The sequence below is a fragment of the Pseudomonas sp. Bout1 genome (assembly GCF_034314165.1).
Classification (GTDB): domain Bacteria; phylum Pseudomonadota; class Gammaproteobacteria; order Pseudomonadales; family Pseudomonadaceae; genus Aquipseudomonas.
Window position 1 is genome coordinate 6,859,484 of the sequence record NZ_JAVIWK010000001.1, and the last position, 24,784, is coordinate 6,884,267.

A 24,784-nucleotide genomic window follows, 5' to 3' on the forward strand; every position below is an offset into this window, starting at 1 on the left:
CTTGCTCCACTTCCAGCCATCCCCTGGCTGGAAGCTCCCATGCTGCACTCCCACCTCACCACCCTCAATGCCGTCTCGCTGGTGCTGCGCACCTTCAAGGCCGATGGCCTCCCCGCCGAAACCCTGCTGGCCGGCAGCGGTATCTGCCCGGTGGACTTGAGCCGCGCCGACACCCGCATCACCACCAATCAGGAAATGCGCGTGTGCGCCAACGCCGTGGCCCTGCGCCGGGATATCGGCCTGGAGCTGGGGCGGCAAATGCACGTTTCCTCCTATGGCATGCTCGGTTACGCACTGCTCACCAGTGCCACCTTCGGTGACGCTTTGCGCTTGGCGCTGCAGTATCCGGCGCTGCTGGGAACACTTTTTGAGCTGGACCTGGAGGAAGACGGCACGCGTATCTGGTTCAGCGCCGCGGACTACCGGGAAAACCCGGCACTGGAAATGTTCAACGTCGAACTCTGCCTGGCCTCCTTAAAGGTGATCTGCGACGACCTGCTGGGGCACGCCCTGCCGCTGCTGGGGGCGCGCTTTGAACACGACGCCCCGGATTACCGCGCGCGCTACGCCGAAAGCTTCGCCTGCCCGCTACAATTCGGCGCCACTGCCAACGCGTTTGCCTTCGACCGAAGCTGGCTGGAGCAGCCCCTGCCATTAGCCGACGCCGTCACCCACCAGGCCATGGCCGAGCGCTGCCGCAAGCAAAACACCGAGTTCACCGGGCGCCAGGCCTGGCTGGCCAAGATTCGCCACCTGCTCGCCAGCCAACTCAGCGCCGCGCCGGGCCTCGACGGCCTGGCCGAGCAGATGAACTGCTCTCCCCGCACGCTACGCCGGCACCTGCATGACTTGGGCTGCAGCTATCAGGAGTTGCTGGACGAACTACGCTTCGAGCGAGCCAAGCGATTGCTCGGCGAGGATGAACTGCCCATCTACCGAATTGCCGAGGCGCTGGGTTTCAGCGAAACCGCGAGTTTTCGTCACGCCTTTGTACGCTGGAGCGGCGTAGCACCCAGCCAGTTCCGCCCCTGAAGCCACTTGCTGGGGCGTGGCCGCGCCATTTCGGGGCGAATTGCGGTCACACACTTTGGCCATATTTATCCCCTTTTGGCCGCTCCTGCCGTTCTCATAAACCCCGCCCGCCGCAAGACTGCATGCATCGACACAGCCTGCGGAGAACAACAATATGCTGACGATCTACTCGGACGATCACCACCTGCACCATGGCCGCTGCGAACTGATGGACGGGCAATTGATGCCCTGCTTTGAGATGCCCTCGCGCGCCGACCATGTGCTGCAACGGGTCAAGGACCGCGAGTTGGGCGCGGTGCAGGCGCCAGAGGATTTCGGCCTGGCCCCGCTGCAACGCATCCACAGCGCCGACTACCTGGCCTTCTTCAAAGGTGCCTGGCAACGCTGGACCGAATTCGGCCAGGACGGCGACCTGCTGCCCTACACCTGGCCCGCACGCACCTTGCGCCGTGTCCTTCCCACCAGCCTGCACGGCCAGCTTGGCTACTACAGCTTCGACGGTGGCGCACCGATCACCGCCGGCACCTGGCAGGCGGCCTACAGCGCAGCGCAAGTCGCGCTGACGGCGCAACAGGCGATCCAGCAAGGCGCCCTCAGTGCCTTCGCGCTGTGCCGTCCACCGGGGCACCATGCCGCCAGCGACTTGATGGGCGGTTATTGCTACCTCAACAATGCAGCAATCGCAGCCCAGGCATTTCTCGACCAAGGCTGCGCCAAGGTGGCAATCCTCGACGTGGACTACCACCACGGCAACGGTACCCAGTCGATTTTCTATGCGCGCAGCGACGTGCTCTTCACTTCGATCCACGGCCACCCGGAGGCGGAGTTTCCGTTCTTCCTCGGCTATGCCGACGAGCTGGGCGAAGGCGCTGGTGAAGGCTTCAACTTCAACTATCCGCTGCCCGCAGGTTCCGGCTGGGAGACGTGGAGTGCGGCTCTGGAGAAGGCCTGCCGGGAGATCGAACGCTACGGCGCTGATGTCATCGTCGTGTCCTTGGGCGTCGACACCTTCAAGGACGACCCGATCTCGCAGTTCAAGCTCGACAGCCCGGACTACCTGGCCATGGGCGCCCGCATCGCGCAACTCGCCAAGCCCACGCTGTTTGTGATGGAAGGCGGCTACGCCGTCGAAGAAATCGGCATCAACGCCGTCAACGTTCTTGAAGGTTTCGAGGGGTCAGCACAATGAACATACTCAAGTATCTTGTCCTCGGCGCAGCCGTCCTGAGTGCAACCGCTCAGGCCGAAGAGCGAACCCTGCGGGTCTACAACTGGTTCGACTACATCACCCCCAAGGCGCTTGAGGATTTCAAGGCGCAGCACCCCAACGTCAAGCTGGTCTACGACATCTTCGACACCAACGAAGCCCTGGAAGCCAAGCTGCTGACCGGCAACTCCGGCTATGACGTGGTAGTACCGTCCAACGTATTTTTGGCCAAACAGATCGAAGCCTCGGTGTTTCAGCCGCTGGACCGCAGCAAGTTGCCCAACTGGAACCACCTCGATCCCAAACTGATGAAGCTGATCGAGGCCAACGACCCGGGGAACAAATTCGCCGTGCCCTACATGTACGGCACCATCCTGATTGGCTTCAACCCGGACAAGGTCAAGGCCGCACTCGGGGCCAACGCCCCCGTGGACAGCTGGGACCTGATCTTCAACGTAGAGAACATCAGCAAGCTCAAGCAATGCGGCGTGGCGCTGCTGGATTCGCCGTCGGAGATCCTGCCCCTGGCCCTGCAGCACCTGGGCCTGGACCCCAACAGCAGCAACCCGGCGGACTATGTCAAAGCCGAAGCCCTACTGATGAAGATCCGCCCTTACATCACCTATTTCCACTCATCCAAGTACATGGCCGACATCGCCAACGGTGACATCTGCGTGGCCGTCGGTTATTCCGGCAGTTTCTCCCAGGCCGCCAACCGCGCCAAGGAAGCCAAGAATGGCGTGACCGTGGACATGCGCCTGCCTAAAGAGGGCGCGCCGATCTGGTTCGACATGCTCGCCATCCCTAAAGGCGCGAAAGACCCGGACGACGCCTACACCTTTATCAACTACCTGCTGCAACCTGGCGTGATCGCCCCGATCAGCGACTTTGTCGGTTACCCCAACCCGAACAAGGACGCCACTTCGCTGGTGGACCCGGCGATTCGCGGCAACCCCAACCTGTACCCGACCGAGGCGGCCATGGCCACGTTGTATACCCTCAAGCCGCTGGGACGCGACGCCGAACGGGCCCGGACCCGCGCCTGGACCAAGATCAAGTCCGGCACCTGAGCAACGCTGCGGCGGCACCCAGCGGTGCCGCTAACTAACTAACACTTCACCCCGTCAAAGGCTGGCTACCGTGCGGCACTCCCTTGCCCCACGGATGGCCCCCAATGCCCGAACCTTCTTCAGACAATGGCACCCTCGACACCAACACCCTGGTCACCCAACTGACCACCGGCCCGTCGGTACGCGACGTCGCCGCCGCGGCCCTGCGCCCAGCGCTCAAAGAGCTTTATCCCCAACTGGATATCGACCCGAACCTGGCGGTGGTTGTCGCGCCCTCATGGCAGGTCGTCAAGGGTCAAATTATCCCGGGCCCGCCGCGCTATGAAACCCTTGGCGGATCCTTGGCCCAGCATGCCCTGGCCGGCACCCGTGCGCTGTACATCGACGGTGAGCATTACCTCACATACCGTTCCAACAGCCGACCCGATATTCACTTGCCGGTACGTATCGATGCCATTGGCCGTTTGATCAACGAACTGGCGCCCTTGCTGTTTTTTGCCTATCAGGAACAACAACTCGATTATTGGAACGCCACCAACGGCCCCAACGGCACTCGTTGGCAGGCGCTGGCCAGCGCCCTGCGCAACGTGTGGGACCTCAAGGGTGGCGACTGGGACGATGACGAACGCGCCATGGCGAAGCTGGTGTACCAGTACCCCGACTACACCCAGCGCCTGCCCAACGATAAATACGGCACGCGTACCTACCTGGTTGATGTCGACCAGGGCCAGGACGACCAAAACGTGCACCTCAGCCTGACGCCCGTGGCGGTATTAATCGGCACCCATGAACAGCAGACAATCATCCTCACTTACTCGCTGGGATCCGGACACGAGAAATTCTCCAGCGTGCAGGCGTTGGAAAATGCCCTCACCCGCCATGCCATCAATCCTCACCGGCTGGCGCTGCATTGGCGCCTGTTCGAGCCTGAGGGGAATTTTTTCGAGCACTTGGCTTGCACGCTGATCAGCCTGCAAATCGATGCGATTTCTGATCTTTCGGCGGTAGACGAAGACGTGGTGGCCGCCCCGGATCCCGTGGAGCGGGACATGCTCCTGGACGCCAACCAACTACCGGTCCAGGACCTGGCCAAATTGCACTGGATCCGTGACGCACTGCCCGAGTGGGTCATGAACGCACCGCTCACCGACCTGTCCCTGTACAACCGCTACGTGCTGGACCTGGCGCAACTCAATGGTCGCCAGCACAAGCGCTGCTATCAGGACGGCATTGCACCCATCCGTGATTACACCCTGCAAGCCCTGCGCAAACAGATGCTCAAGGACCATCCCCAAGCCGCCAGCCTCAACCTGCTCAATATCCGCATTACCGTTACCAGCCAAGTGGTCGTGGGGTTGTTCACCGCACCGGGGCTGGTGGATACCGTCACGTTTAACCTGATCGAACTGGCTCTGCAAAACCTGGTTTCGCTGCCCTTGGGCAACAAGACGGTCAGCTATGAAAATGGCACTGCCACCCCGGGCTGGATGACCGTCACCTACCTGGAAGGCCTGATTACGCAGGTCAATGTCGGCCAGCAGTACCCGGCACTGATCAAGCAAACCTTGCTCGACGACCCGACGGAGTCCAAACGTCGCCAAGCCCTGTTTGGCGATCAGCTACGCATCCAACTGCCGTTGCTGGCGTTGCAATACAAGATCCGAAACCAGTTCGGCGTGGACGAGCTGGGTTACCGCTATGTCTGCGCGGTGATGACCAGCGCCGCCGACCTGCGCCGCGTCGACGGCCAGCCCATCGTAATGCGCCCCTTGGCGTTCATCCCGACCCTGCGCTTGAGCCGACGGGCCGATAAGGTCGCCAACATGTTTGTGATCGGCCCGCAGAACGCCCAGGACGGGCCCTGCCTGCTCTACCGGCCGATGTCCGACCAGCCGTTGATCCAATTTGCCTCGCGCACCAACTTGCTCTACGCCATCAAACAAAATACCCCCCTGCGCCAGGCCGTACTGGCCTGGCTGCCCGACACCACGCGTTTGGGCTACGCCCAATTTGTATTTCCAGGCACTCTGACCGCGCCTTGGGTGGTGTCCAAACTGCTGATAGAACCGCTCGTCGCATTGGTGTTGAGCGGCCCCATTGCCTTGAGCGACGAGGTCCTGGGCGATAACACCTTGGCCGAGCTGTTCAATGCCAATGCCAACGCACTGGTGACCATGGCCGATCGGCAATCGGTATCCAATGCCGAAGGCCGCTGGGAAAGCATCAAGAACACGGGCTGGCTGATATTCAACGCGGCGCTGCCATTTCTCGGCAAAACCGTCGGCACCGCGGCGTGGATCGGGCAAATCATGCAAGACCTGGAACAGGTGGTCACCGCCCGGGAAGAGGGTGATGACCAACGCCAATCGACAGCCGTGACCGACATCCTGCTCAACCTGGGGATGGCGCTGGCGCTGCACCTCGCCAGTCGACGCCCCTCAGCAGTCAAACGCCAAGCCCCGCAAGAGCGGGCCCTTGAAGAGCCCACACCCAATACCCTGCCGTCAGCGCCCCAAAAGACGACCCTTGAAACCGCTCAATTGCCCGTCGGCCACGAGTCGTCGCTGCACACCCAAGGCGCGCTGATCCGCACCCCCTCAAGCCTTGCTCAAACCCTGGACGGCTTCAGCCTGGCCAAACCCAAAGAGCTCGGCGCGCAACATAACGATCCAGGTCCGTACCAGCACCTGTACCCGCTGGACGAGCATTGGTATGCCCCCGTAGGGCAACGCTGGTTTCAGGTCGTGGTGGATGACAACGACTGCGTGATCATTGTCGACCACCGCCAGCCAACGCGCCTGGGGCCGGTGCTGGTCAATAACCGCCTGGGCCAATGGTTTGTCGATACGCGCCTGCGCCTGCGCGGGGCGGGCTTGCGCAGCCGGCTGAAGAAAAATCGCCGGCTGCGTCCGCCCAAAATCTCAGAATTGCGCCAGCAACTGGAAGACTTCGACGATCAGAGCCTTCAAAAGACCATTAACCTGCAAAAGGCACTGGCCGACAGTAAGGCTGTACCGGGCACCTCGGCGCAGGCCGCACAGGATGAATTTATCAACAAGGTCTACCAGCGCAGCGAAGAATATGAAGTTACTATTTCCCGCCTCAAATCGCTGAACATCCTGGACACCGTCGCCAACTATCCGGTGAAAATGACCCGCTATCTCGGGCAGCAACTCTTGCTGATGCGCTCTGCCATGGACGTATGCAATGGCGAATATCAAGCACTACGGGACAGGCTCGGCCCGCAGCTGCAAAACGACGCTGCCTTCATCGACGATCACCGGCGGCTGTACGACCTCGCCGGCCAGCTGTTGCAGCAACTGGAACAACTGGACGCTCACATGGAGGCGTTGCGAGGACTGGGCGCGGACGCGCTGAAAGTGGCTGAAGAAACCCGCCGGCAACTGCCCGGCGATAAGCCCGTCGACCTCAAAAGCACGCGAATCTCGCTGACGCGCTACCTGGCCGTGCAGAACACTCCCGAGGCCGCCCAGAGCGGCGCGCGCGAGGTGGTCAATCGCATTGTCGACGAAGCCAGCCTGGCGATTATCAGCGTGCGCGCCATGCAGGCGTTACCCGAGACGACCCCGCTCCACGAGCGGATTGGCGCACTGGACAGCCTGGTCGACCAATTTGCCGTGATCCATCAAGACTGCCTGGACCTGCCAGGCGAGTTTGCGGGTTCTATCAACAGCGAGGTCCTGGAAACCACGCGCCGCCAAATTGATGAGTTTGCCCAGCAAGCCGCTCGGCAACTGGTCATTACCTTGCGCGAGAGAAGGGCTCAAGAGAGCAAGTCCAAAACGACCGACGCTCCCCCGGCCCCCCAACGCAAAATCATCAAGACGCGCTCCCGGCAAGTGGTGATCGGCGAGCCGCGCACCGATGACCCAAGCCTGGTGGAGGTAAAGGCGCCCCTGACCGGCAAAGTCGTCGCCACCTTCCATGAGAAAACCCCAGGGGTGTGGGTGCAGCGCGTATCTGAACACAGCCCGGCACCCGCGCCACCGGCCATGGGGCTGAAGGCCAGCCTCAAAAAAGCCCAGGCGTTACTCGACGACGCCGACCATTTTATCGAGCGTACATGGGGCTTGTCGGGGGAAACCCGACGGTTGCCCGTGGAGATCGAGGAGAAAGTGTGGCGCCAGGCAGAAACGCTGGAGGCAGCGGCCAATGCCGTGGAACACGCCGCCAATGCCACCAACGAGACCGATGACAGAGCCTCCCGAACCGTGCGCCAGCAACTGGAAGAGGCGGTCAAGAAGCTCTACCGCGCCGGCCGGGAGATCAAGCTCGACATGCTCAAGAAACGGCCCCCCACAGCGGCCCATGTAGAGCTGCTGTACATCGATAAGCAGATCACCATCCAAACCCTGGCGACTCGCCGCAGGCTCAAGGGCCCCAGGAAGGATTACCTTCAGGAGTACGAGATTCGCGACAAAAAAACCGACCAGGTGCTGTGGTACGCGCACTTTCACTACAGCGAACCGGGCGCAGCCAATGAACATTACACCGCCGCTCATTTGAAGACCCTTGAGCAACGGCGCCTGGGAGGCGCATTCGAGCAGCTGGGCGACTCGGAACAACAGCGCATTGGCGTGTATCGCAGTGAAATTGGCCCTCACCTGGCCCGGTTGCTGTTTCTCAACCCACTGGCGCCAGCCCTTGACGCCACGCCTGGGCCAAGCACTTCAACGCCTGGCTGATCCGCGCCTCGGGCACCGCCGCAAACCCCAGCACCAGCCCCGCACGCTGGTCCTCTGGCGTGCAGGAGCCCGGCAACCAATAGCTGCTCAAACCATTGACCTCCACCCCCACCGAGGCCGCCTGTTCCACCAGTGCCTGCTCCCGGGCCAGGCTGTCGACCCGCACCGTCAAATGCAGCCCCGCCGCCACGGTCGGCAACGGGCCGACACCCTCAATGCCCTCGGGCCACTCGGCCAACACCGCATTGAGCCGGCTCAAGGCCGCGCGGCGCATACGCCTGACATGCCGCTGGAAGTGCCCGGCGGCCATGAACTCGGCCATCACAGCCTGGGTGCTGACCTCGGAGTGACGCATGTCGACCGCGCGACGCCGGGCAAAAGCCTGCACCATGGCCGGCGGCAACACCAGGTAGCCCAGGCGCAGCGCCGGGAAGGCCACCTTGCCGAAGGTGCCGACATACAGCACCCGGCCGCTGCGATCCAGCGCTGCCAGCGGCGCCAGCGGTGCACCGCTGTAGCGGTACTCGCCGTCGTAGTCGTCCTCTACGATCCAGCCGCCGGTGCGCTCGGCCCACGCCAGCAGCTCCAGGCGCCGGGCCAGGCTCATTACCACCCCGGTAGGGTATTGATGGGACGGCGTGACGTAGGCAAGTCGACAACCGGCGAGCGCATTCAGCGCGGTGCAATCGATGCCTTCGCTGTCGACGGCCACACCCTGTAAGTGGCCCCCGGCGACGGCGAAGGCATGGCCTGCCGCGCGGTACCCGGGGTTCTCGATGGCCACGCCATCACCGGGCTCCACCAGCAGCTGTGCACAAAGGCTGATTGCCTGTTGCGCGCCACTGGTGATCACTATTTGCTCAGGCGTGCACTGCACACCTCGGGAACTGCGCAGATAAGCGGCAACCAGGCCGCGCAAACGCGCATCCCCGGCCGGGTCGCCATAACACAGTTGTTGCAAGTCTGGCTTGCGCCAGAAAGCCGCATTCAGCTTGGCCCAGACGTCAAACGGGAACAGATCGAACGCCGGTACACCCACGCGAAAAGCTCGCGGCGGGCCCGTTGGCGGAAGTTGCAAATGATTGTTTTCCACCAGTCCCAAGGCAGCGCTGTGGATAACTCCAGGCGCGGGACTGACCGGCAGATCCAGCCAGTCTGTGGATAAACCTGGGGATAAGCCTGTGGATAAGCCTGTGGACAGTTTTGTGGATAGTTTTTTTGCGACCTCCGGGGTAGTCGGTAACTGCGCCACGTAGGTGCCGTCGCCAATCCGGCCCTCGATAAACCCCTCGGCGTACAGCTGATCGTAGGCACGCACCACGCTGTTACGGGAGATCGCCAGCGCGGCGGCCAGGTCGCGACTGGCGGGTAACCGAGTCCCGCTGACCAGCCGCCCATCCAGCACGCGCTGGCGCAGGGCCTGGTAAAGCTGGCGCGTCAGGCCCTGACGGCGATCCAACTCGATGCCGGCAGGGTTGAATGACAGCGGTGGCTCTATCGGGGGCATCGCACACACTCCGGCAAATTGGACCTATGAAATGGACCAAAGATGGCTCTTACAACGAACCAATAGCCTGCCTAGGATGCAGGCATTCGCCAAGGAAAATCTTCATGTACACACCACGCGCCTTTGCCCTCGACGACTTGCCCGAAATTCACCAACTGATCCAGCACACACGCCTGGCGCAACTGGTGACCTTTGGCGAGCAAGGGCTGCAAGCCAGCCACTTGCCGCTGCTGCTCAACCCTGATGAAGGGCCCAATGGCACCCTTTACGGGCACATGGCCAAGGCCAACCGCCAATGGCAGGACCTGCACAATGGCAGCGAGGCTCTGGTGATATTTGCCGGCGCCGAAGCGTACATCAGCCCAGCGTTTTACCCGGCCAAGGCCGAGCACGGCAAAGTGGTACCCACCTGGAATTACCTGGCGGTGCATGCCTACGGCAGTGGCGAAGTGTTCACCGACGCCCAGCCCCTGCTCAAGCTAGTCAGCGCCCTCACCGACCGCCATGAAGGCCGCCGCGCCCAGCCGTGGAAAGTCAGCGATGCGCCGGCCGACTACATCGACGGCATGCTCAAGGCCATCGTTGGCTTTGCCCTGCCGATCCAGCGCCTGGAAGGCAAACGCAAACTCAGCCAGAACCGCAGCCAGGCCGACATCGCCGGTGTGCGTGACGGCCTGGCTGCCAGCGCCGACGTGCGCGACCAGACCCTCGCCCGCTTTATTCCCAAGGAGCCAACATGAGCCAGATCGAAATCCGCCAGGTGAGCGCCGCCGACCACGCCGCCTGGCTGCCCCTGTGGCACGCCTACCTGCGCTTCTACAACACCGAACTGCCCGACGCCGTCAGCCAGAACACCTGGCAACGCTTGATCGATGCCAATGAACCGACCCACTCGGCCCTGGCCTGGCAAGACGGCAAGGCCGTGGGCATGGTCAACTTCATCTACCACCGCTCTAACTGGAGCATCGAAAACTCCTGCTACCTGCAGGATTTGCTGGTAGACCCGGCCCAGCGTGGTACGGGCATAGGCCGTAAACTGATTGAATTTGTCTACGCCACCGCCAAGGCCGATGGTTGCTGCAAGGTCCACTGGCTGACCCACGAGACCAACGCCACTGCCATCCAGCTGTATGAACGCATTGCCGAGCGCCCCGGCTTTATCCAGTTTCGCAAAGGTCTTTAAGGAGAGCTTCATGTCGACATCATTGGCCGATTGGAAAGGTGTCCCGGCGCCCACCGTCACCGTTATCGAAGGGCGTTTTATCCGCCTGGAAAAACTCGACCCGGCGCGCCACGGCGATGGCCTGTTCAAAGCCCTGCAAGGCCCCGGTGCCGATCCGAAGCTGTGGGATTATTTGCCTTATGGCCCATTCCCCGAACGCGCCGCCTTCGATGCCTGGCTGAACAACCACGCGACCCACAGCGACCCGTACTTCTTCAGCGTGATCGACCGCGCCAGCGGCGACGTGCAAGGCATCCTCAGCCTGATGTCCATCGTCCCGGAACAGGGGCGCATCGAAATCGGCCACGTGACCTTCGGCGCGCCGATGCAACGTTCGCCGAAAAGCACCGAGGCAGTGTACCTGCTGGCCAGGCACTCGTTTGAGCTGGGTAATCGTCGGCTGGAATGGAAGTGCAACAACGCCAACGCCCGCTCCAAAAATGCCGCCGAGCGGTTGGGGTTCAGTTTTGAAGGGGTGTTTCGCCAGCACACGGTGGTCAAGGGCCGGAACCGGGATACGGCGTGGTATTCGATCCTGGATGGAGAATGGCCAGCGATTGGGGCGGGGTTTGAAGCATGGCTTTCGGATGCAAACCAGACCGGTTCGGGACAGTTGAAGACGCTGGTGGAATGCCGTACCTGAGCCACCCACACTGCCGAACCCTGTGGGCCGGGCTTGCAAGGTTGCTGAATATCTCTGTGGTGAGCGGGCCTGCCCCGCGCGGGGCAAGCCCGCTCACCACAGAAAGCCCGCTCTACATTGGATCACCAACGACGCACCGCCTCAGTCACATCCCCGCCATCATTCTGTAAAAAACCTCCGCTATACAGGTCGACTCTTTTCCAAAAACAAGGTCGCCCGCCATGCCCCCTTCGCCCCAGCGCCTTGCGCTCACTCTCGGCCTGCTGGTCAGCAGCGGTTTTGCCGACGCGGCGCCTGCTCCGACCAAGACGCTGCAGATCGACACGCCCACCACCACCGGGCAAACCCTGGGTGGCAGTGACTCGTTGACGATTTCGGCACCGGGCAGCATCACCACCAGCAAAGTGGCCGTGACCCTGAAGGACAGCACCAGCGGCAAGGGTGTGCTGATCGATAACTCCGGCAGCATCACTTCCACCGGCGGGCGTGCCATCGACAGCGGCGGCGACCTCACCGGCGCGCGCAATTACAGCCTCTACAACCGCGCCGGCGGGGTGATCCAGGGTGCCAACGACGCGCTGCGCATCGACAGCAATTTCGCCAGCGGCAGCCTGTTGATCGACAACAGCGGCACCATTCGCTCCGCCACCGGCCAGGGCCTGGACCTGGATGCGATCCGCAGCCCCAACGTCACAACCACCATCATCAACCGCCTCGGCGGGTTGATTCACGGTGATGCCAGCGACGGCATGAAGACCGGCGCCAATGCCACCATCACCAACTACGGCGAGATTTCTACCGGCGACACTTTCTCCCGGGACGACAAGTTCGACGGCGTCGACATCGACTCCGCCACCGGCGTGACGGTGACCAATTACGGCCTGATTTCCGGCGGGCGCCACGGCATCACCACCGACCTGGGCGCCACGCTGACCAACTACGGCACGGTGATCGGCCGCAACGGCTCGGGCTTTGGCTCCGACGGCGACGGCACGGTGATCAACCACGGCACCATCACGGGTGCTTTCTCTGGGCTGCAGCCGGATGGTGACGGTGACGGTGTGGATATCGACAAGATCGCGCACATCGAGAACTACGGCGTCATCCAGGGCATAGGCGCCGGTGGCGTCGACAAGAATGGCTTTGCCAACGGCAGCGAAGGCATCGCCCTCGGCGGTGGCTACGTGTTCAACGGTGTGGGCGCGCTGGTCAGCGGCGCGAACAACGCAATCCTGGTGGACGATGGCAGCGATGGCCCGGGACTGGCAGCCACAACCCTGATCAACCACGGCACCATCCAGGGCCTGGACGGCTTTGGTGTGAAGTTCGTCGGTGAGTTTGCCGACACGGTGGTCAACGCAGGCTTGATCAGCGGCAGCAACGGCCTGGCCCTGGATCTGGGCGGCGGCAATGACAACCTGACCCTGCTCGGCGGCAGCCGCTTTGTCGGCGTGGTAGATGGCGGCAGCGGCTACGACCGCCTGACCATGGACGACGCCGCCGGCGGCAGTTTTGGCAATAGCCGCAACTTCGAATGGCTGGACGTGAAACAAGGCACCTGGACCCTCACCGGCAGCGGCGATTTCAGCGATGGCGGCGAGATTTTCAGCGGCGCCAAACTGATCAACCAGGGCGGGATCGCCGGCAACCTGACCGTCGATGAAGGCGGTATTTACGCCGGTGGCGGCAGCGTCGGCAGCCTGTTGGTCAAAGGCACCTTGCAGACCAACACCACACTCGGCACCGCCACCATCACCCGCGACCTGACCATGACCAGCGGCTCGACCCTGGCCTATGGCGTCAACGCCGACGGCAGCAGCGCACCGGTCCAGGTCGGGGGCACCGCCTACCTGAATGGCGCGACCCTGGCGGTCAACCCCGGCACCGGCACCTACCCGTGGCAGAGCCACTACACGGTGCTGCAAGCCGGCAGTATCAATGGCACGTTCGGCAAGGTCACCAGCGACTATGCCTTCCTCACCCCCACGCTGGACTACAGCCCTACCCAGGTTGGCCTGACCTACACCCGCAACGACGTGGCCTTCAATCAGTTCGCCAATACCGGCAACGGCGCCAGCGCCGCCAACGCCCTGGCGAGCCTGGGCAACAACAACCCGCTGTATAACGCCTTGCTCAACACCAGCAACAGCAGCGCCGGTGCTGCCATCGAGCAACTGGCGGGCAGCAGCACCGCCAACCTGACCAGCGCGACCCTCGGCGCCAGTGCGCAGGTCGGCAACAGCATGCTCAACGCCATGCACCAACTGGGCGGCGGCGCAGGCTTGCTGGTGGGCCTTGAGCAACAAGACACGCCCGTATTGGCCGCCACCGGCGTGCCCGCCAGCGCCCGCAACCTTAACGACCCGAATGCCCGGGGCCGCCTGTGGCTGCAAGGCATCGGCAGCTACGGCAAGCTCGACGGCGACCACGCCAGCAACGGCCTGACCCAGCGTACCAAGGGCAGTGTGCTGGGGGCCGATTGGGCACTCGGCTCGGACTGGCGCGTGGGCGTGCTGGGCGGTTATTCGAAGACCGACCTGGACACCACCGGCGTCGACGGCAGCATCGACAGTTGGCACGCCGGCGTCTACGCCATGCGTCAGAGCGGGCCGCTGGCCTTGCGCCTGGGCGCTGCCTACAGCGGGCACCAGGGCGAGAGCAAACGCACGGTGGCCTTCGACGGTTTCAGCGATCGTCCCAAAGGTGACTACGACGCCAACAGCCAACAAGCTTTCGCCGAACTGGGTTATGCGATGGGCAGCGGGCGCCTGAGCGCCGAGCCGTTTGCCAACCTGGGCTACCAGCGCTACCAGCGTGACAGCTACAACGAAAAAGGCGGCGCCGCGGCCCTGCATGTCGACGGGCAAACCCAGGACAATTTCAGCAGCACCTTCGGCCTGCGCCTGGCCCACCTTAGCCAGCTGGACAACGGCATCAGCCTCACGCCTCGGGTCAGCGCGGGCTGGAAACACACCTACGGCGATGTCGACAGCAGCACCCGCCAGGCCTTCCTGATGGGCGGCACCGCGTTCAACGTGGAAGGCAGCGCGCTGGACCGCGACAGCCTGTTGCTCGAAGCCGGGCTGGATGTAGGCCTCTCGGCCCGCCAAACCCTGGGTGTTGGCTACAGCGGCGAAATCGGCAGCAACAGCCGCAATCATGGCTTGATCGGGCAGTGGCAGATGAGCTTTTAATCGCTGCCCGCTAGAGACATCTCCGGCAAACGAGGGGTGGTTAGCCTGACATTTATCTGCCCTTTACCTCGCTAAATTCCCCAACCTCATACATCAAGAGGTTGGGTTTACATGCCACTCATACAAAAACAACTCGCACTCGCCGTCATCTTCGCGCTGGGGTTCAGCAGCGCTCAATTCGCCCACGCGCGCGAGGATATCGATCCAGACAGCGAGTGGATCGAGATACCGGTTGATGGAAAAAAAACTCAACACCGCCCCGTGCAGCCCGTGCCCGCCGGCGACTTCCACTTCGCCGATCATGCAACCACGCGCAACGGCCAGCGTGTCGCCCAGGTGCTGGACCATGGCGTGGCCACCCTGCTGAAATCGGGAGAGCTCAACGAGTGGCAAGAATACGAACTGGAAAACCTCAGCCGCAGGTTGGCCAACCTTAAGCCCGGGCGATTGGGGGAAGTGCTGGAGCAACTGGCAGGCAGCCAGAATGCCAACCTTGCCAGCGCGACGCAAAACAGCATGACACCGCTCAATACCAGCCTGCTTTCAGCCATGCGCCAATTGAGTGACGAGCGCAACGCCGGCAATGACCAAGGCCATGGCCGCCTCTGGCTTCATGCCCTGGGCAGCGCCGGCAAGCTTGAAGGGCAACACGCCAGCGCCGGCTTGCAGCAGCGCACCCGGGGCCTGGTACTGGGCGGCGACTGGGCGCTGGACGACAGCTGGCGAGTGGGTGTGATGGGCGCCAAGTCTGCCAGCGAGCTGAGGGCCGCCCGCTTCAAGGGCGAACTCGACAGCTGGCACCTGGGCGGTTACGCCGTGCGCCAGGACGGGCCGCTGGCCCTGCGCCTGGGTGTGATCTACAGCCGTCATGCCGGTGAAACCAAACGCACGGTGGACGTTGATTTCGCCGGTTACCGCGAGCAGTCCCAAGGCAAATACACCGCCCACAGCCAGAACGCCTTCACCGAGCTGGGCTACCAACTGGACAAGGGCGGCTTTAGCGTTGAACCCTTTGCCGGGCTCGGCTATCAGCGTTACCACCGCGACCGTTACACGGAAAAAGGTCGTTTCACTGCGCTCAATGTCGGTGCCCAGACCCAGGGAAACTTCAGCAGTACCTTCGGCTTACGCGTGGCCAGCGCCTTTGAGCTGGACAACTGGATGACCCTCAAACCGCACCTGAGCACAGGCTGGAAGCATCTTTACGGCGACGTGAGCAGCACAGTGCGCCAGTCCCTGGCCTGGGTAAAACGGCCAGGCTTCAACAGTGACTTCACCCTACAAGGCACCTCCCTGGGCCGCGACAGCCTGGCCGTGCAGGCCGGCGTCGACCTGGCGCTTTCGGCGCAACACACCGTGGGCCTGGCCTATTCCGCAGAGGCTGGCAGCCATAGCCGCAACCAGGGCGTGAAAGGCCAATGGACCCTGGCTTTTTGATTATTGCAGGCGAAAAAAAAGGGGGCACATGCCCCCCCGAGGTTTAAGCGGTAGTCTTGAAGGCTGTTGATCAGCCTTCGATTTCAATCAGGATTTCGCCCGGGTTGACCCGGTCGCCCTTGGCCACGTGAACGGCGGTGACCTTGCCAGCGATAGACGCCTGTACTTCGGTCTCCATCTTCATCGCTTCAGTGATCAATACGGCCTGGCCGGCTTTCACCATGTCGCCTTCCTTGACCAGCACGTCGACGATATTGCCCGGCATCGCCGTGCTGACATGGCCCGGCTCGGTAGCGTGCTTGCGCTTGCTGCCGCCACTGCTGACAAACTCGTTGAGCGGTTCGAACACCACTTCTTCGGGCATGCCGTCGATCGACAGGTAGAAGTGGCGTTTGCCTTCGGCCTTGACGCCAACCCCGGTGATATCCACGCGGTAGCTTTCGCCGTGCACGTCGATCACGAACTCGGTCGGCACGCCTTCGCCGCCGGCACGGGTTACACCGCCGGCTTCTGGAATCGGCAACAGCACTTCCGGGCTCAAGGTGCCGGCGTCACGCTCTTCAAGGAACTTGCGGCCGATGTCCGGGAACATCGCGTAGGTCAGCACGTCTTCTTCAGACTTGGCCAAGGCACCGATTTCACCGCGCAGCTTGGTCATTTCCGGCTTCAGCAGGTCGGCCGGGCGAACGTCGATCACCTCTTCGCTGCCGATGGCCTGGCGCCGCAGTTTTTCGTTCACGGTGCCCGGCGCTTTGCCGTAGCCGCCTTGCAGGTACAGCTTCACCTCGTTGGTGATGGTCTTGTAGCGCTCGCCGGCCAGCACGTTGAAGAACGCCTGGGTGCCGACGATCTGCGAAGTCGGGGTGACCAGCGGCGGGAAGCCAAGGTCTTCACGCACCCGCGGGATTTCGGCCAGCACTTCGCTCATGCGGTTCAGCGCGCCCTGCTCTTTCAACTGGTTGGCCAGGTTGGAGATCATCCCGCCCGGTACCTGGTTGACTTGCACACGGGTGTCGACCGCGGTGAACTCGCTTTCGAACTGGTGGTACTTCTTGCGCACGGCGTAGAAGTACAAACCGATTTCCTGCAGCAGCTCGAGGCTCAGGCCGGTGTCGAATTCGCTGCCTTTAAGGGCCGCGACCATCGACTCGGTGCCCGGGTGGCTGGTGCCCCAGGCGAAGCTGGAGATGGCGGTGTCGATATGGTCGGCGCCGTTTTCGATGGCCTTGAGTTGGCACATTGCAGCCAGGCCGGCCGTGTCGTGGGAATGGATGAAGATCGGCAGGTTCTGCTCGGCCTTCAGCGCCTTGACCAGTTCTCCAGTGGCATATGGAGTCAGCAGGCCGGCCATGTCCTTGATCGCGATCGAGTCGCAACCCATGGATTCCAACTGCTTGGCCTGGGCCACAAAGGCCTCGACGGTGTGCACCGGGCTGGTGGTGTAGGCGATAGTGCCCTGGGCATGTTTGCCGGCCGCTTTCACCGCTTCGATGGCCACCCGCAGGTTACGCACGTCGTTCATCGCATCAAAGATACGGAACACGTCGATACCGTTGACGGCGGCCTTGGCGACGAAGGCTTTGACCACGTCGTCGCTGTAGTGGCGGTAGCCCAGCAGGTTCTGGCCGCGCAGGAGCATTTGCAGGCGTGTGTTGGGCAATGCCGCACGCAGTTGGCGCAAGCGCTCCCACGGGTCTTCTTTCAGGAAGCGTACGCAGGCGTCAAACGTCGCGCCGCCCCAGACTTCCAGGGACCAGTAGCCGACTTTGTCGAGCTTGTCGCAGATCGGCAGCATGTCGTCGGTGCGCATGCGGGTCGCCAGCAACGATTGGTGGGCGTCGCGCAGGATGGTGTCGGTAACGAAGATCTTCTTGCTCATTCTTATATTCCTCACAGGCCTGCGTGGGCGGCGATGGCGGCGGCGATGGCCAGGGCCAGCTCTTCGGGTTTGCGCTTGATCGAGTAGTTGGTCAGCTCAGGATGGCTTTCCACGAAACTGGTGTTGAACTGGCCGCTGCGAAACTCCGGGTTACGCAGAATTTCCTGGTAATAGGCGGCGGTGGTCTTCACGCCTTGCAGGCGCATGTCGTCCAGGGCGCGCAGGCCGCGGTCCATGGCTTCTTCCCAGGTCAACGCCCACACCACCAGCTTCAGGCACATCGAGTCGTAGAACGGCGGGATGGTGTAGCCGGTGTAGATCGCCGTGTCGGTACGCACGCCGGGACCGCCGGGTGCGTAGTAACGGGTGATCTTGCCAAAGCTTGGGAGGAAGTTGTTCTTCGGGTCTTCGGCGTTGATGCGGAACTGCAACGCAAAACCACGGTGCTGGATGTCTTCCTGCTTGACCGACAATGGCAGGCCCGACGCGATGCGGATCTGCTCACGCACGATGTCGATGCCGGTGATTTCTTCGGTGATGGTGTGTTCCACCTGCACCCGGGTGTTCATCTCCATGAAGTACACCTCGCCCTCGGCGAGCAGGAACTCCACGGTGCCGGCGTTCTCGTAGCCCACGGCCTTGGCTGCGCGCACCGACAGGTCGCCAATATAGGCGCGCTGTTCAGGGGTCAACTGGGGGCTTGGGGCGATTTCGATCAGCTTCTGGTTACGACGCTGGATCGAGCAATCGCGCTCGAACAAATGCACCACGTTGCCAAAGCTGTCACCGAGGATCTGCGCCTCGATGTGCTTGGGATTGACGATGCATTTTTCCAGGAACACTTCCGCCGAACCGAAGGCCTTGGTGGCCTCGGAGATAACACGGGGGAAGGCTTGTTCGAGTTCTTCACGGCTGTTGCAGCGACGAATGCCGCGACCGCCGCCACCGGAGGTGGCCTTGAGCATCACCGGGTAACCAATGCGTTCGCCTTCGGTCAGGGCTTCGGCGATGTCGGCAACGTTGCCTTCGGTGCCGGGGGTAACCGGCACGCCGGCCTTGATCATGCTGCGGCGGGCTTCGGTCTTGTCGCCCATGCGGCGAATCACTTCTGCCGACGGGCCGATGAATTTGATTCCACGTTCGGCGCAAATGTCCGCCAGTTCGGCGTTTTCCGAGAGGAAGCCGTAGCCGGGGTGCAGCGCATCGCAACCGGTCTCCACCGCCAGGTTCACCAGCTTGCGCGGGTTCAGGTAACCGGCCAATGGCTCGGCACCGATGCTGTGGGCTTCATCTGCGCGCTTTACATGCAGCGCATGGCGATCGGCATCGGAATAGACCGCGACCGAACGAATGCCCATCTCGGCGCAGGCACGCACGATACGTACGGCAATCTCACCACGGTTGGCGATCAGGATCTTTTTTATCACTTGGAAATTCCCTTGAGCCGATTGCTACCTACTTCGACCCTGAACCGGGTCGGCGCGTGACTAAATGTTTCAAGCCAGTCGCGAGACACACACTATGCCCCTGCAGGGATTAACAAAAATCAATAATAATTGGGTTGTGTATAAGTAAAGACTTATAGTCCTCGCAACGGTGGTCGGCGGGAGTCTTCGAATAATGCGTAAGTCATTGATGCGTATGACATTGCGTCAGCTGCAGATTTTCAATGAAGTCTGTGATTTGCGTTCCTACAGCCGTGCAGCTGAGGAAATGTCTCTCACGCAGCCGGCTGTTAGCCTACAAATCAAGCAGCTCGAAGAGCTGCTGGGCCAGCCGCTGTTCGATTACGTCGGCAAAAAGCTCTATATGACTGAAGCGGCCGAAGCGCTTCAACGGGCCAGCCGGGACATCTTCGGGCGCCTGGAAAACCTCGACATGCAGCTCTCCGACATGCAGGGCTCGCTGCAAGGCCAGCTGAAACTGGCGGTGGAATCCAGCGCCAAGTACTTCGTGCCCCACCTGTTTGCCGCCTTCAAGCGCCAGCACCCGGAGGTCAACCTGCACCTGACGGTGGTCAACCGTGCCCAGGTGATTCGCCGGCTTTCGGACAACCGCGACGACCTGGTGATCATGTCCATGGTGCCCCAGGACATGGGCCTGGAATTCCTGCCATTCCTGAACAACCCGATTGTCGCGGTAGCGCCCCACGATCATCCGTTGAGCCATCAGGGCCCGTTGCGCTTGCAGGACCTGGAGCCCTATACGCTGCTGTTGCGCGAGCCGGGTTCCGGAACGCGAATGGCCTGCGAGGAGTACTTCAAGGAGAAACGCGTGCACTTCACCCAGACGGTGGAAGTGTCTTCTGCCGAGGCGCAGCGCGAGTGCGTAACCGCCGGGCTGGGCGTGGCGTTGCTGACGCGCCACGCGGTCAACCTGGAACTGGCCACCGGCGGGCTCAAGGAACTGCCGGTGGAAGAACTGCCGCTGTACCGCAGCTGGTGCCTGGTGCAGGCCAAGGCCAAGCGCCTGTCACCGGTGGCCCATGCATTCCTGGGCTTTATCCGCAGCGAGCGGCTACAGATCAGCGCGCTGGCTGAACGCTTCGCTGGGCAGCCGCGGGTGCCTGCCAGTGGAGCTCCGGGTAGTCACTGATGCTCTGTTGCAATTGACGCTGGTCGCAACGGTCTTCAATTGCACGACGGAAGGCCATGCGGCGCTGGTCTTCCTGTTGGCGACGGGTCTTGACGGTGCTGTTGCTTTCTTCGTATTGCCGAGCCATTTCGAGTCTCCCAATGCGAGTACGGGGAGTTCAGGATGGGCTCGGGCAATGACGGTTTAGCGGCACGGGGATGACAGGACGATGAATCTTGCGGGGCTCAAACACGATCAACTGTGGGAGCTGGCTTGCCTGCGATAACAGTGCATCAGCCAATGAAGATGGCAACTGACAGATCGCTATCGCAGGCAAGCCAGCTCCCACATTTTGACCGAGTATGCCCGTGAGTCAGTCGTCGAGGGCCTTGACCGACTTGGGCGACAACCGAAGGCTGCGCAAGCTGCGCTTGACGCTCTTGAGGTGGTTGACCAGGCTCGGGCCGCGCGCCATGGCCACGCCCATGGCCAGCACGTCGATCACCACCAGGTGGGCGATACGCGAGGTCAGCGGGGTGTAGATCTCGGTGTCTTCGTGCACATCGATCGCCAGGTTGACGGTCGACAGCTCCGCCAATGGCGTTTGGCTGGGGCACAGGGTAATCAGGGTTGCGCCGCTTTCACGCACCAGGTTGGCGGTGATCAGCAGGTCCTTGGAGCGGCCGGACTGGGAAATGCAGATGGCTACGTCGCTGGGCTTCAACGTCACCGCCGACATCGCCTGCATGTGCGGGTCGCTATAGGCCGCCGCGGTCAGCAGCAAACGGAAGAACTTGTGCTGGGCGTCCGCCGCCACCGCGCCCGACGCACCGAAACCGTAGAACTCCACGCGCTGGGCCTGGGACATGGCGGTCACGGCTTTTTGCAGCTCCACCGGGTCAAGCTTTTCCCGCACTTCCATCAGGGTGTGCAGGGTGGTGTCGAAAATTTTCAGGCTGTAGTCGGCGACGGAATCGTCTTCGTGAATCGCAAACTGGCCAAAGCTCGCACCCGCTGCCAGGCTCTGGGCCAGCTTGAGCTTCAAGTCCTGGAACCCGGAGCAACCAATGGCGCGGCAGAAACGCACGATGGTCGGCTCGCTGATGCCCACGCTGTGGGCCAGGTCGGCCATGGAACTGTGCATCACAGCCGCAGGGTCAAGCAGCACGTGATCGGCAACCTTGAGTTCCGATTTGCGTAACAGGTGGCGCGACTGGGCGATATGTTGCAACAGGTTCAAAGGGCTGGACTCTTGTTATTGGCAGACGCCAGGGATGTAGCAAGCTTGTAGTTATACTACAAGAATTACCGATTTGCCCGTTCGATGCATCACTTAATCACGCTGCTGCCCGCTGAATCAGCGGGCAGGCTCGATGTAGCCCCGCGAGCGGCTTGGGCTCAACTACGGAATATCTGCATTTTTTCGTAACAAATCCGCCAGGCCATCCGCTTCCATCGGCCGACTGATCAAATAGCCCTGCACCTCGTCGCAGTGTTCGGCCCGCAGGAAATCCAGCTGCTGCTGATCTTCCACGCCCTCGGCCACCACCTTGAGCGACAGCCCGTGGGCCATGGCGATGATTGCGCGGGTGATCGAGGCATCTTCGCGGCCCTGGCCGAGGCCGCGGATAAAGGTCTGGTCGATCTTCACGTAATCCACAGGGATGCGCTTGAGGTAGCTGAGGGACGAGTAGCCGGTGCCGAAATCATCGATGGCCAGCTTCACCCCCAGGTCGCGCAGTTGCTGGAAGGTCAAAATGATGTGCTCGACACTGTCCAGCAGTTGGCTTTCGGTCAGCTCCAGTTCCAGGTACTGCGGGTCCAGACCGGTTTCTTCCAGCACCTGGCGCACCAGGCTCACCAACTTGCCCTGGCGCAACTGGTGCACCGACAGGTTGACCGACACACGAATCGGCTCCAGCCCCTGGCGCTGCCATTCACAGGCTTGCCAGCAGGCCTGGCGCAACACGAACTCACCCAGCGGCACGATCAAGCCGGTTTCTTCGGCCAGCCCGATAAAGTCACCGGGCGGCACCATGCCCCACTGCGGATGTTCCCAGCGTATCAACGCCTCAGCGGCATTCAGCTTGCCATTGGCCAGGCACAGCTTGGGTTGGTAGAACACCGTGAGCTGGCGCTCTTCAATCGCCTTGCGCAGGTGGTTCTCCAGCTGCAAACGCTCCAGGGTGCTGGCTTGCAGGCTGTCGGTATAGAACTGGAAGTTGTTGCCGCCCAGATGCTTGGCGTGCTGCATGGCTATGTTCGACTGGCTGACCAGTGCGGATATTTCCCGCGCATTGTCGGGCAGCAAGCTGACGCCCATCGAGGCGCTGACCACCAGCTCGTGCCCCTCCACCGTCACCGGCACCCGCAACTTGGCCAGCAGCCGCGTGGCCACCCGCGCCAGGCTCGACAGGTTGCCGTAGGCGTCGAACAACACGGCAAATTCATCCCCCGACAGGCGCGCAATGGTGTCGGCCTCGGGCAGCGCATTGATCAGGCGGCGGGCCATCTTCTGCAATAACTGGTCGGCCACTTCATGGCCGAGGCTGTCGTTGAGCAACTTGAAACGGTCCAGGTTGATGTGCAGCAGGGCCAGGCTGCGGCCGCCCTGGCGTACCCGCTGATGGGCTTCGCGCAGGCGTTCGCGGAACAGCGAGCGGTTGGCCAGACCGGTCAATTCGTCGTAATGCGTGAGGTAGCGCATGCGCTCCTCGGATTCGCGCCGCGCGGACAAATCAGCGAAGAAGCCCACGATATGGCTTACGTTTCCCCGAATATCGCGCACCACATTCAATTGCAGCCATTGTGGGTACAGTTCACCGTTCTTGCGGGTTTCCACCAGCTCGCCCTGCCAGGTGCCGTGGCTGAGAAGCGCCTGACGGATCACCGGAAAGTGGCGCCGTGCGTCGCGACTGCTGGGCAGCTCGACGACATTACGGCCGATCATGTCGTCAATGTCGAAGCCGGTGACGCGGCTGAACGCCTGGTTGACCGCTACCAGCACGTAGCCCGGGTCCAGGATCACAATGCCTTCGCTGGCCGCCTCGAATACCGTCGATGCCAGTCGTTGCTGCTCCTCCAGCACTTTGCCCGCACTGATATCCCGGCGGGTGCCGAGCATCCGCGTAACACGCCCACTTGGCGAGCGCTCCACGGCGCGGCCACGGTCCTGAATCCACACCCAATGGCCAGCACCATGGCGCACCCGGTATTCCACCAGGTAGTCCTCGCTGCGGCCTTTAAGGTGCTCCACCAGCGCGCGCTTGAGCAGCGGCAAGTCGTCCGGGTGCAACCGCGGCTTCAGATGACTGAGCATCGCCGTGACGTATTCCGGCTCAAGGCCAAACAACTCCTTGAGTTGGGTGTGGTGGACCTCGTCGGTTTGCAGGTTCCAGTCCCACAGGCCCAACTCGCTGGCCTGCAATGCCATCGCCAGGCGCGCTTCGCTTTTGCTCAGGGCCAGGCTGGCGGCATCAAGCTCCTGGCTGCGCTGATCGACGCGGTGTTGCAGGCCGATCTGCGCTTCGCGCAGTTCCCGCTCGACCTGGCGCCGCTGCTCCACTTCGCGCACCAGCTCCTGGTTAAGCTGGGCGCTGCGCTGCTGCACTTGCTGCAAATGCTCGATCAGCGCCTGGTTCTGGAAGCGCCGCAGCAACCCGCGTTGAATCAGGCGATTGACCTGCCACGCCACCAGGCTCAGGGATGCCAGCAAAATCAGGCCCAAAAAGCCCCAACCCTGCTGCTGCGGGTCGCCGCTCCAGAATAAATAGAGGATGGCCGGCACCAGGCAGGGCACGGCAAACGACAGGAACGCCGGCAGGCTGACGGCGTAGGCAACGCTGGCGGACAAGGTCGCCGCACCCAGCAGGCCGAATACCCAGGCCTGTTGCGCAAAACTGTCTACCGGCACCAGGGCAATGGCGGCGCTGGCCAACGTCAGGCCACTGACCGCCGAGCCGAGCATGAACATGCGCCGCCAGATCGGCTGCGCCTGGCGGCTCGGCATCGCCGAGTCAAACGCCGCCACCTGAATCACTCGCAAGGCCACCAGCGCCAGCAGCCACACCAGCCAGATACTGTCCAGCAGGTAACGCGGCGGGCTCCAGAGCAACCAGGCGCAGACCAGTCCGTTCACCAGCATTAACAAGGTAGGCAGCAGGGAGCCCTGGTAAAGCAGGCGCGTGCGCTCGACCGCCATTTCCATGGCGTACTGTTTGCGGATAACCTGCGCCGGCGCCAACGAAGGGCCAGCCAGGTCGATGCTAAGGGTCATAGGCAGTGTTCTTATAATGGTGAGCCCGAAACGTGCA

General features: G+C 62.2%; 16 protein-coding genes. 10 read left to right on the forward strand and 6 right to left on the reverse strand.

Annotated features, from left to right (window positions below):
- Positions 1–39: 39 nt before the first annotated feature.
- The 4 genes from RGV33_RS31900 (at position 40) to RGV33_RS31915 (ending at position 8,015) form a co-directional block, all read left to right on the forward strand.
- Positions 40–1,032, forward strand: coding sequence for an AraC family transcriptional regulator (locus RGV33_RS31900; protein WP_322148438.1), 993 nt, complete (start codon positions 40–42; stop codon positions 1,030–1,032).
- Positions 1,033–1,186: 154 nt separating this feature from the next.
- The gene (locus RGV33_RS31905) at positions 1,187–2,221 is read left to right on the forward strand and encodes a histone deacetylase family protein (RefSeq protein WP_322148439.1); all 1,035 of its coding nucleotides are present in this window, start codon (positions 1,187–1,189) and stop codon (positions 2,219–2,221) included.
- Positions 2,218–3,309, forward strand: coding sequence for a polyamine ABC transporter substrate-binding protein (locus RGV33_RS31910; protein WP_322148440.1), 1,092 nt, complete (start codon positions 2,218–2,220; stop codon positions 3,307–3,309). The genes RGV33_RS31905 and RGV33_RS31910 overlap by 4 nt, the downstream gene beginning before the upstream one ends.
- Positions 3,310–3,413: 104 nt before the next feature.
- On the forward strand, positions 3,414–8,015 hold the full coding sequence (locus RGV33_RS31915) for a dermonecrotic toxin domain-containing protein (protein ID WP_322148441.1): 4,602 nt from the start codon (positions 3,414–3,416) through the stop codon (positions 8,013–8,015).
- On the opposite strand, the gene RGV33_RS31920 is transcribed toward RGV33_RS31915, so the two are convergent.
- Entirely contained in the window at positions 7,954–9,522 is a 1,569-nt protein-coding gene (locus RGV33_RS31920) for a PLP-dependent aminotransferase family protein (RefSeq protein WP_322148443.1), read from the reverse strand. The two genes, RGV33_RS31915 and RGV33_RS31920, sit on opposite strands and share 62 nt — an antisense overlap.
- Before the next feature lie 104 nt (positions 9,523–9,626).
- Here RGV33_RS31920 and RGV33_RS31925 point away from each other — a divergent pair, with 104 nt between their 5' ends.
- The 5 genes from RGV33_RS31925 to RGV33_RS31945 all read left to right on the forward strand — a co-directional run bounded on the left by RGV33_RS31925 (position 9,627) and on the right by RGV33_RS31945 (position 16,018).
- Positions 9,627–10,262 (forward strand): FMN-binding negative transcriptional regulator, encoded by a 636-nt coding sequence (locus RGV33_RS31925; RefSeq protein ID WP_322148444.1) that lies wholly within the window; start codon positions 9,627–9,629, stop codon positions 10,260–10,262.
- On the forward strand, positions 10,259–10,705 hold the full coding sequence (locus RGV33_RS31930) for a GNAT family N-acetyltransferase (protein ID WP_322148445.1): 447 nt from the start codon (positions 10,259–10,261) through the stop codon (positions 10,703–10,705). Before RGV33_RS31925 ends, RGV33_RS31930 begins: the two co-directional genes overlap by 4 nt.
- A gap of 10 nt (positions 10,706–10,715) precedes the next feature.
- The gene (locus RGV33_RS31935) at positions 10,716–11,387 is read left to right on the forward strand and encodes a GNAT family protein (RefSeq protein ID WP_322148446.1); all 672 of its coding nucleotides are present in this window, start codon (positions 10,716–10,718) and stop codon (positions 11,385–11,387) included.
- 221 nt (positions 11,388–11,608) lie between these two features.
- On the forward strand, positions 11,609–14,581 hold the full coding sequence (locus RGV33_RS31940) for an autotransporter outer membrane beta-barrel domain-containing protein (RefSeq protein ID WP_322148447.1): 2,973 nt from the start codon (positions 11,609–11,611) through the stop codon (positions 14,579–14,581).
- Positions 14,582–14,692: 111 nt separating this feature from the next.
- Positions 14,693–16,018, forward strand: coding sequence for an autotransporter outer membrane beta-barrel domain-containing protein (locus tag RGV33_RS31945; RefSeq protein WP_322148448.1), 1,326 nt, complete (start codon positions 14,693–14,695; stop codon positions 16,016–16,018).
- A gap of 70 nt (positions 16,019–16,088) precedes the next feature.
- Here the strand turns inward: RGV33_RS31945 and oadA are convergent, their stop codons facing one another.
- Together oadA and RGV33_RS31955 are read right to left on the reverse strand one after the other, a co-directional pair.
- Positions 16,089–17,897 (reverse strand): sodium-extruding oxaloacetate decarboxylase subunit alpha, encoded by a 1,809-nt coding sequence (gene oadA, locus RGV33_RS31950; RefSeq protein ID WP_322148449.1) that lies wholly within the window; start codon positions 17,895–17,897, stop codon positions 16,089–16,091.
- Positions 17,898–17,908: 11 nt separating this feature from the next.
- Positions 17,909–19,324 carry an acetyl-CoA carboxylase biotin carboxylase subunit gene (locus tag RGV33_RS31955; RefSeq protein ID WP_322148450.1) on the reverse strand — a complete coding sequence of 472 codons (1,416 nt, stop codon included), beginning with the start codon at positions 19,322–19,324 and terminating at the stop codon, positions 17,909–17,911.
- Positions 19,325–19,517: 193 nt separating this feature from the next.
- On the opposite strand from RGV33_RS31955, the gene RGV33_RS31960 reads away from it, so the two are divergent.
- A complete protein-coding gene (locus RGV33_RS31960; RefSeq protein WP_322148451.1) occupies positions 19,518–20,492 on the forward strand; it encodes a LysR family transcriptional regulator in 975 nt (324 codons plus the stop codon).
- On the opposite strand, the gene RGV33_RS31965 is transcribed toward RGV33_RS31960, so the two are convergent.
- From RGV33_RS31965 to RGV33_RS31975, 3 genes are all read right to left on the reverse strand, one after another.
- On the reverse strand, positions 20,422–20,619 hold the full coding sequence (locus RGV33_RS31965; RefSeq protein ID WP_003213445.1) for a PA3496 family putative envelope integrity protein: 198 nt from the start codon (positions 20,617–20,619) through the stop codon (positions 20,422–20,424). The genes RGV33_RS31960 and RGV33_RS31965 overlap by 71 nt on opposite strands.
- A 225-nt stretch (positions 20,620–20,844) precedes the next feature.
- Positions 20,845–21,711, reverse strand: coding sequence for a transcriptional regulator HexR (gene hexR / locus RGV33_RS31970; RefSeq protein ID WP_003213447.1), 867 nt, complete (start codon positions 21,709–21,711; stop codon positions 20,845–20,847).
- Between the two features lie 162 nt (positions 21,712–21,873).
- A complete protein-coding gene (locus tag RGV33_RS31975) occupies positions 21,874–24,747 on the reverse strand; it encodes an EAL domain-containing protein (RefSeq protein WP_322148452.1) in 2,874 nt (957 codons plus the stop codon).
- Between the last annotated feature and the right edge of the window lie 37 nt (positions 24,748–24,784).

Excerpts from the sequence above, each read along its gene's own strand:
- RGV33_RS31900 (WP_322148438.1), top strand. The coding sequence starts at position 40 with ATGCTGCACTCCCACCTCACCACCCTCAATGCCGTCTCGCTGGTGCTG.
- RGV33_RS31925 (WP_322148444.1), top strand. The coding sequence starts at position 9,627 with ATGTACACACCACGCGCCTTTGCCCTCGACGACTTGCCCGAAATTCAC.
- RGV33_RS31975 (WP_322148452.1), bottom strand. The coding sequence starts at position 24,747 with ATGACCCTTAGCATCGACCTGGCTGGCCCTTCGTTGGCGCCGGCGCAG.
- RGV33_RS31945 (WP_322148448.1), top strand. The coding sequence starts at position 14,693 with ATGCCACTCATACAAAAACAACTCGCACTCGCCGTCATCTTCGCGCTG.
- RGV33_RS31935 (WP_322148446.1), top strand. The coding sequence starts at position 10,716 with ATGTCGACATCATTGGCCGATTGGAAAGGTGTCCCGGCGCCCACCGTC.
- RGV33_RS31905 (WP_322148439.1), top strand. The coding sequence starts at position 1,187 with ATGCTGACGATCTACTCGGACGATCACCACCTGCACCATGGCCGCTGC.
- RGV33_RS31915 (WP_322148441.1), top strand. The coding sequence starts at position 3,414 with ATGCCCGAACCTTCTTCAGACAATGGCACCCTCGACACCAACACCCTG.
- RGV33_RS31960 (WP_322148451.1), top strand. The coding sequence starts at position 19,518 with ATGCGTAAGTCATTGATGCGTATGACATTGCGTCAGCTGCAGATTTTC.
- RGV33_RS31920 (WP_322148443.1), bottom strand. The coding sequence starts at position 9,522 with ATGCCCCCGATAGAGCCACCGCTGTCATTCAACCCTGCCGGCATCGAG.
- RGV33_RS31940 (WP_322148447.1), top strand. The coding sequence starts at position 11,609 with ATGCCCCCTTCGCCCCAGCGCCTTGCGCTCACTCTCGGCCTGCTGGTC.
- oadA (WP_322148449.1), bottom strand. The coding sequence starts at position 17,897 with ATGAGCAAGAAGATCTTCGTTACCGACACCATCCTGCGCGACGCCCAC.
- RGV33_RS31965 (WP_003213445.1), bottom strand. The coding sequence starts at position 20,619 with ATGGCTCGGCAATACGAAGAAAGCAACAGCACCGTCAAGACCCGTCGC.
- RGV33_RS31910 (WP_322148440.1), top strand. The coding sequence starts at position 2,218 with ATGAACATACTCAAGTATCTTGTCCTCGGCGCAGCCGTCCTGAGTGCA.
- RGV33_RS31930 (WP_322148445.1), top strand. The coding sequence starts at position 10,259 with ATGAGCCAGATCGAAATCCGCCAGGTGAGCGCCGCCGACCACGCCGCC.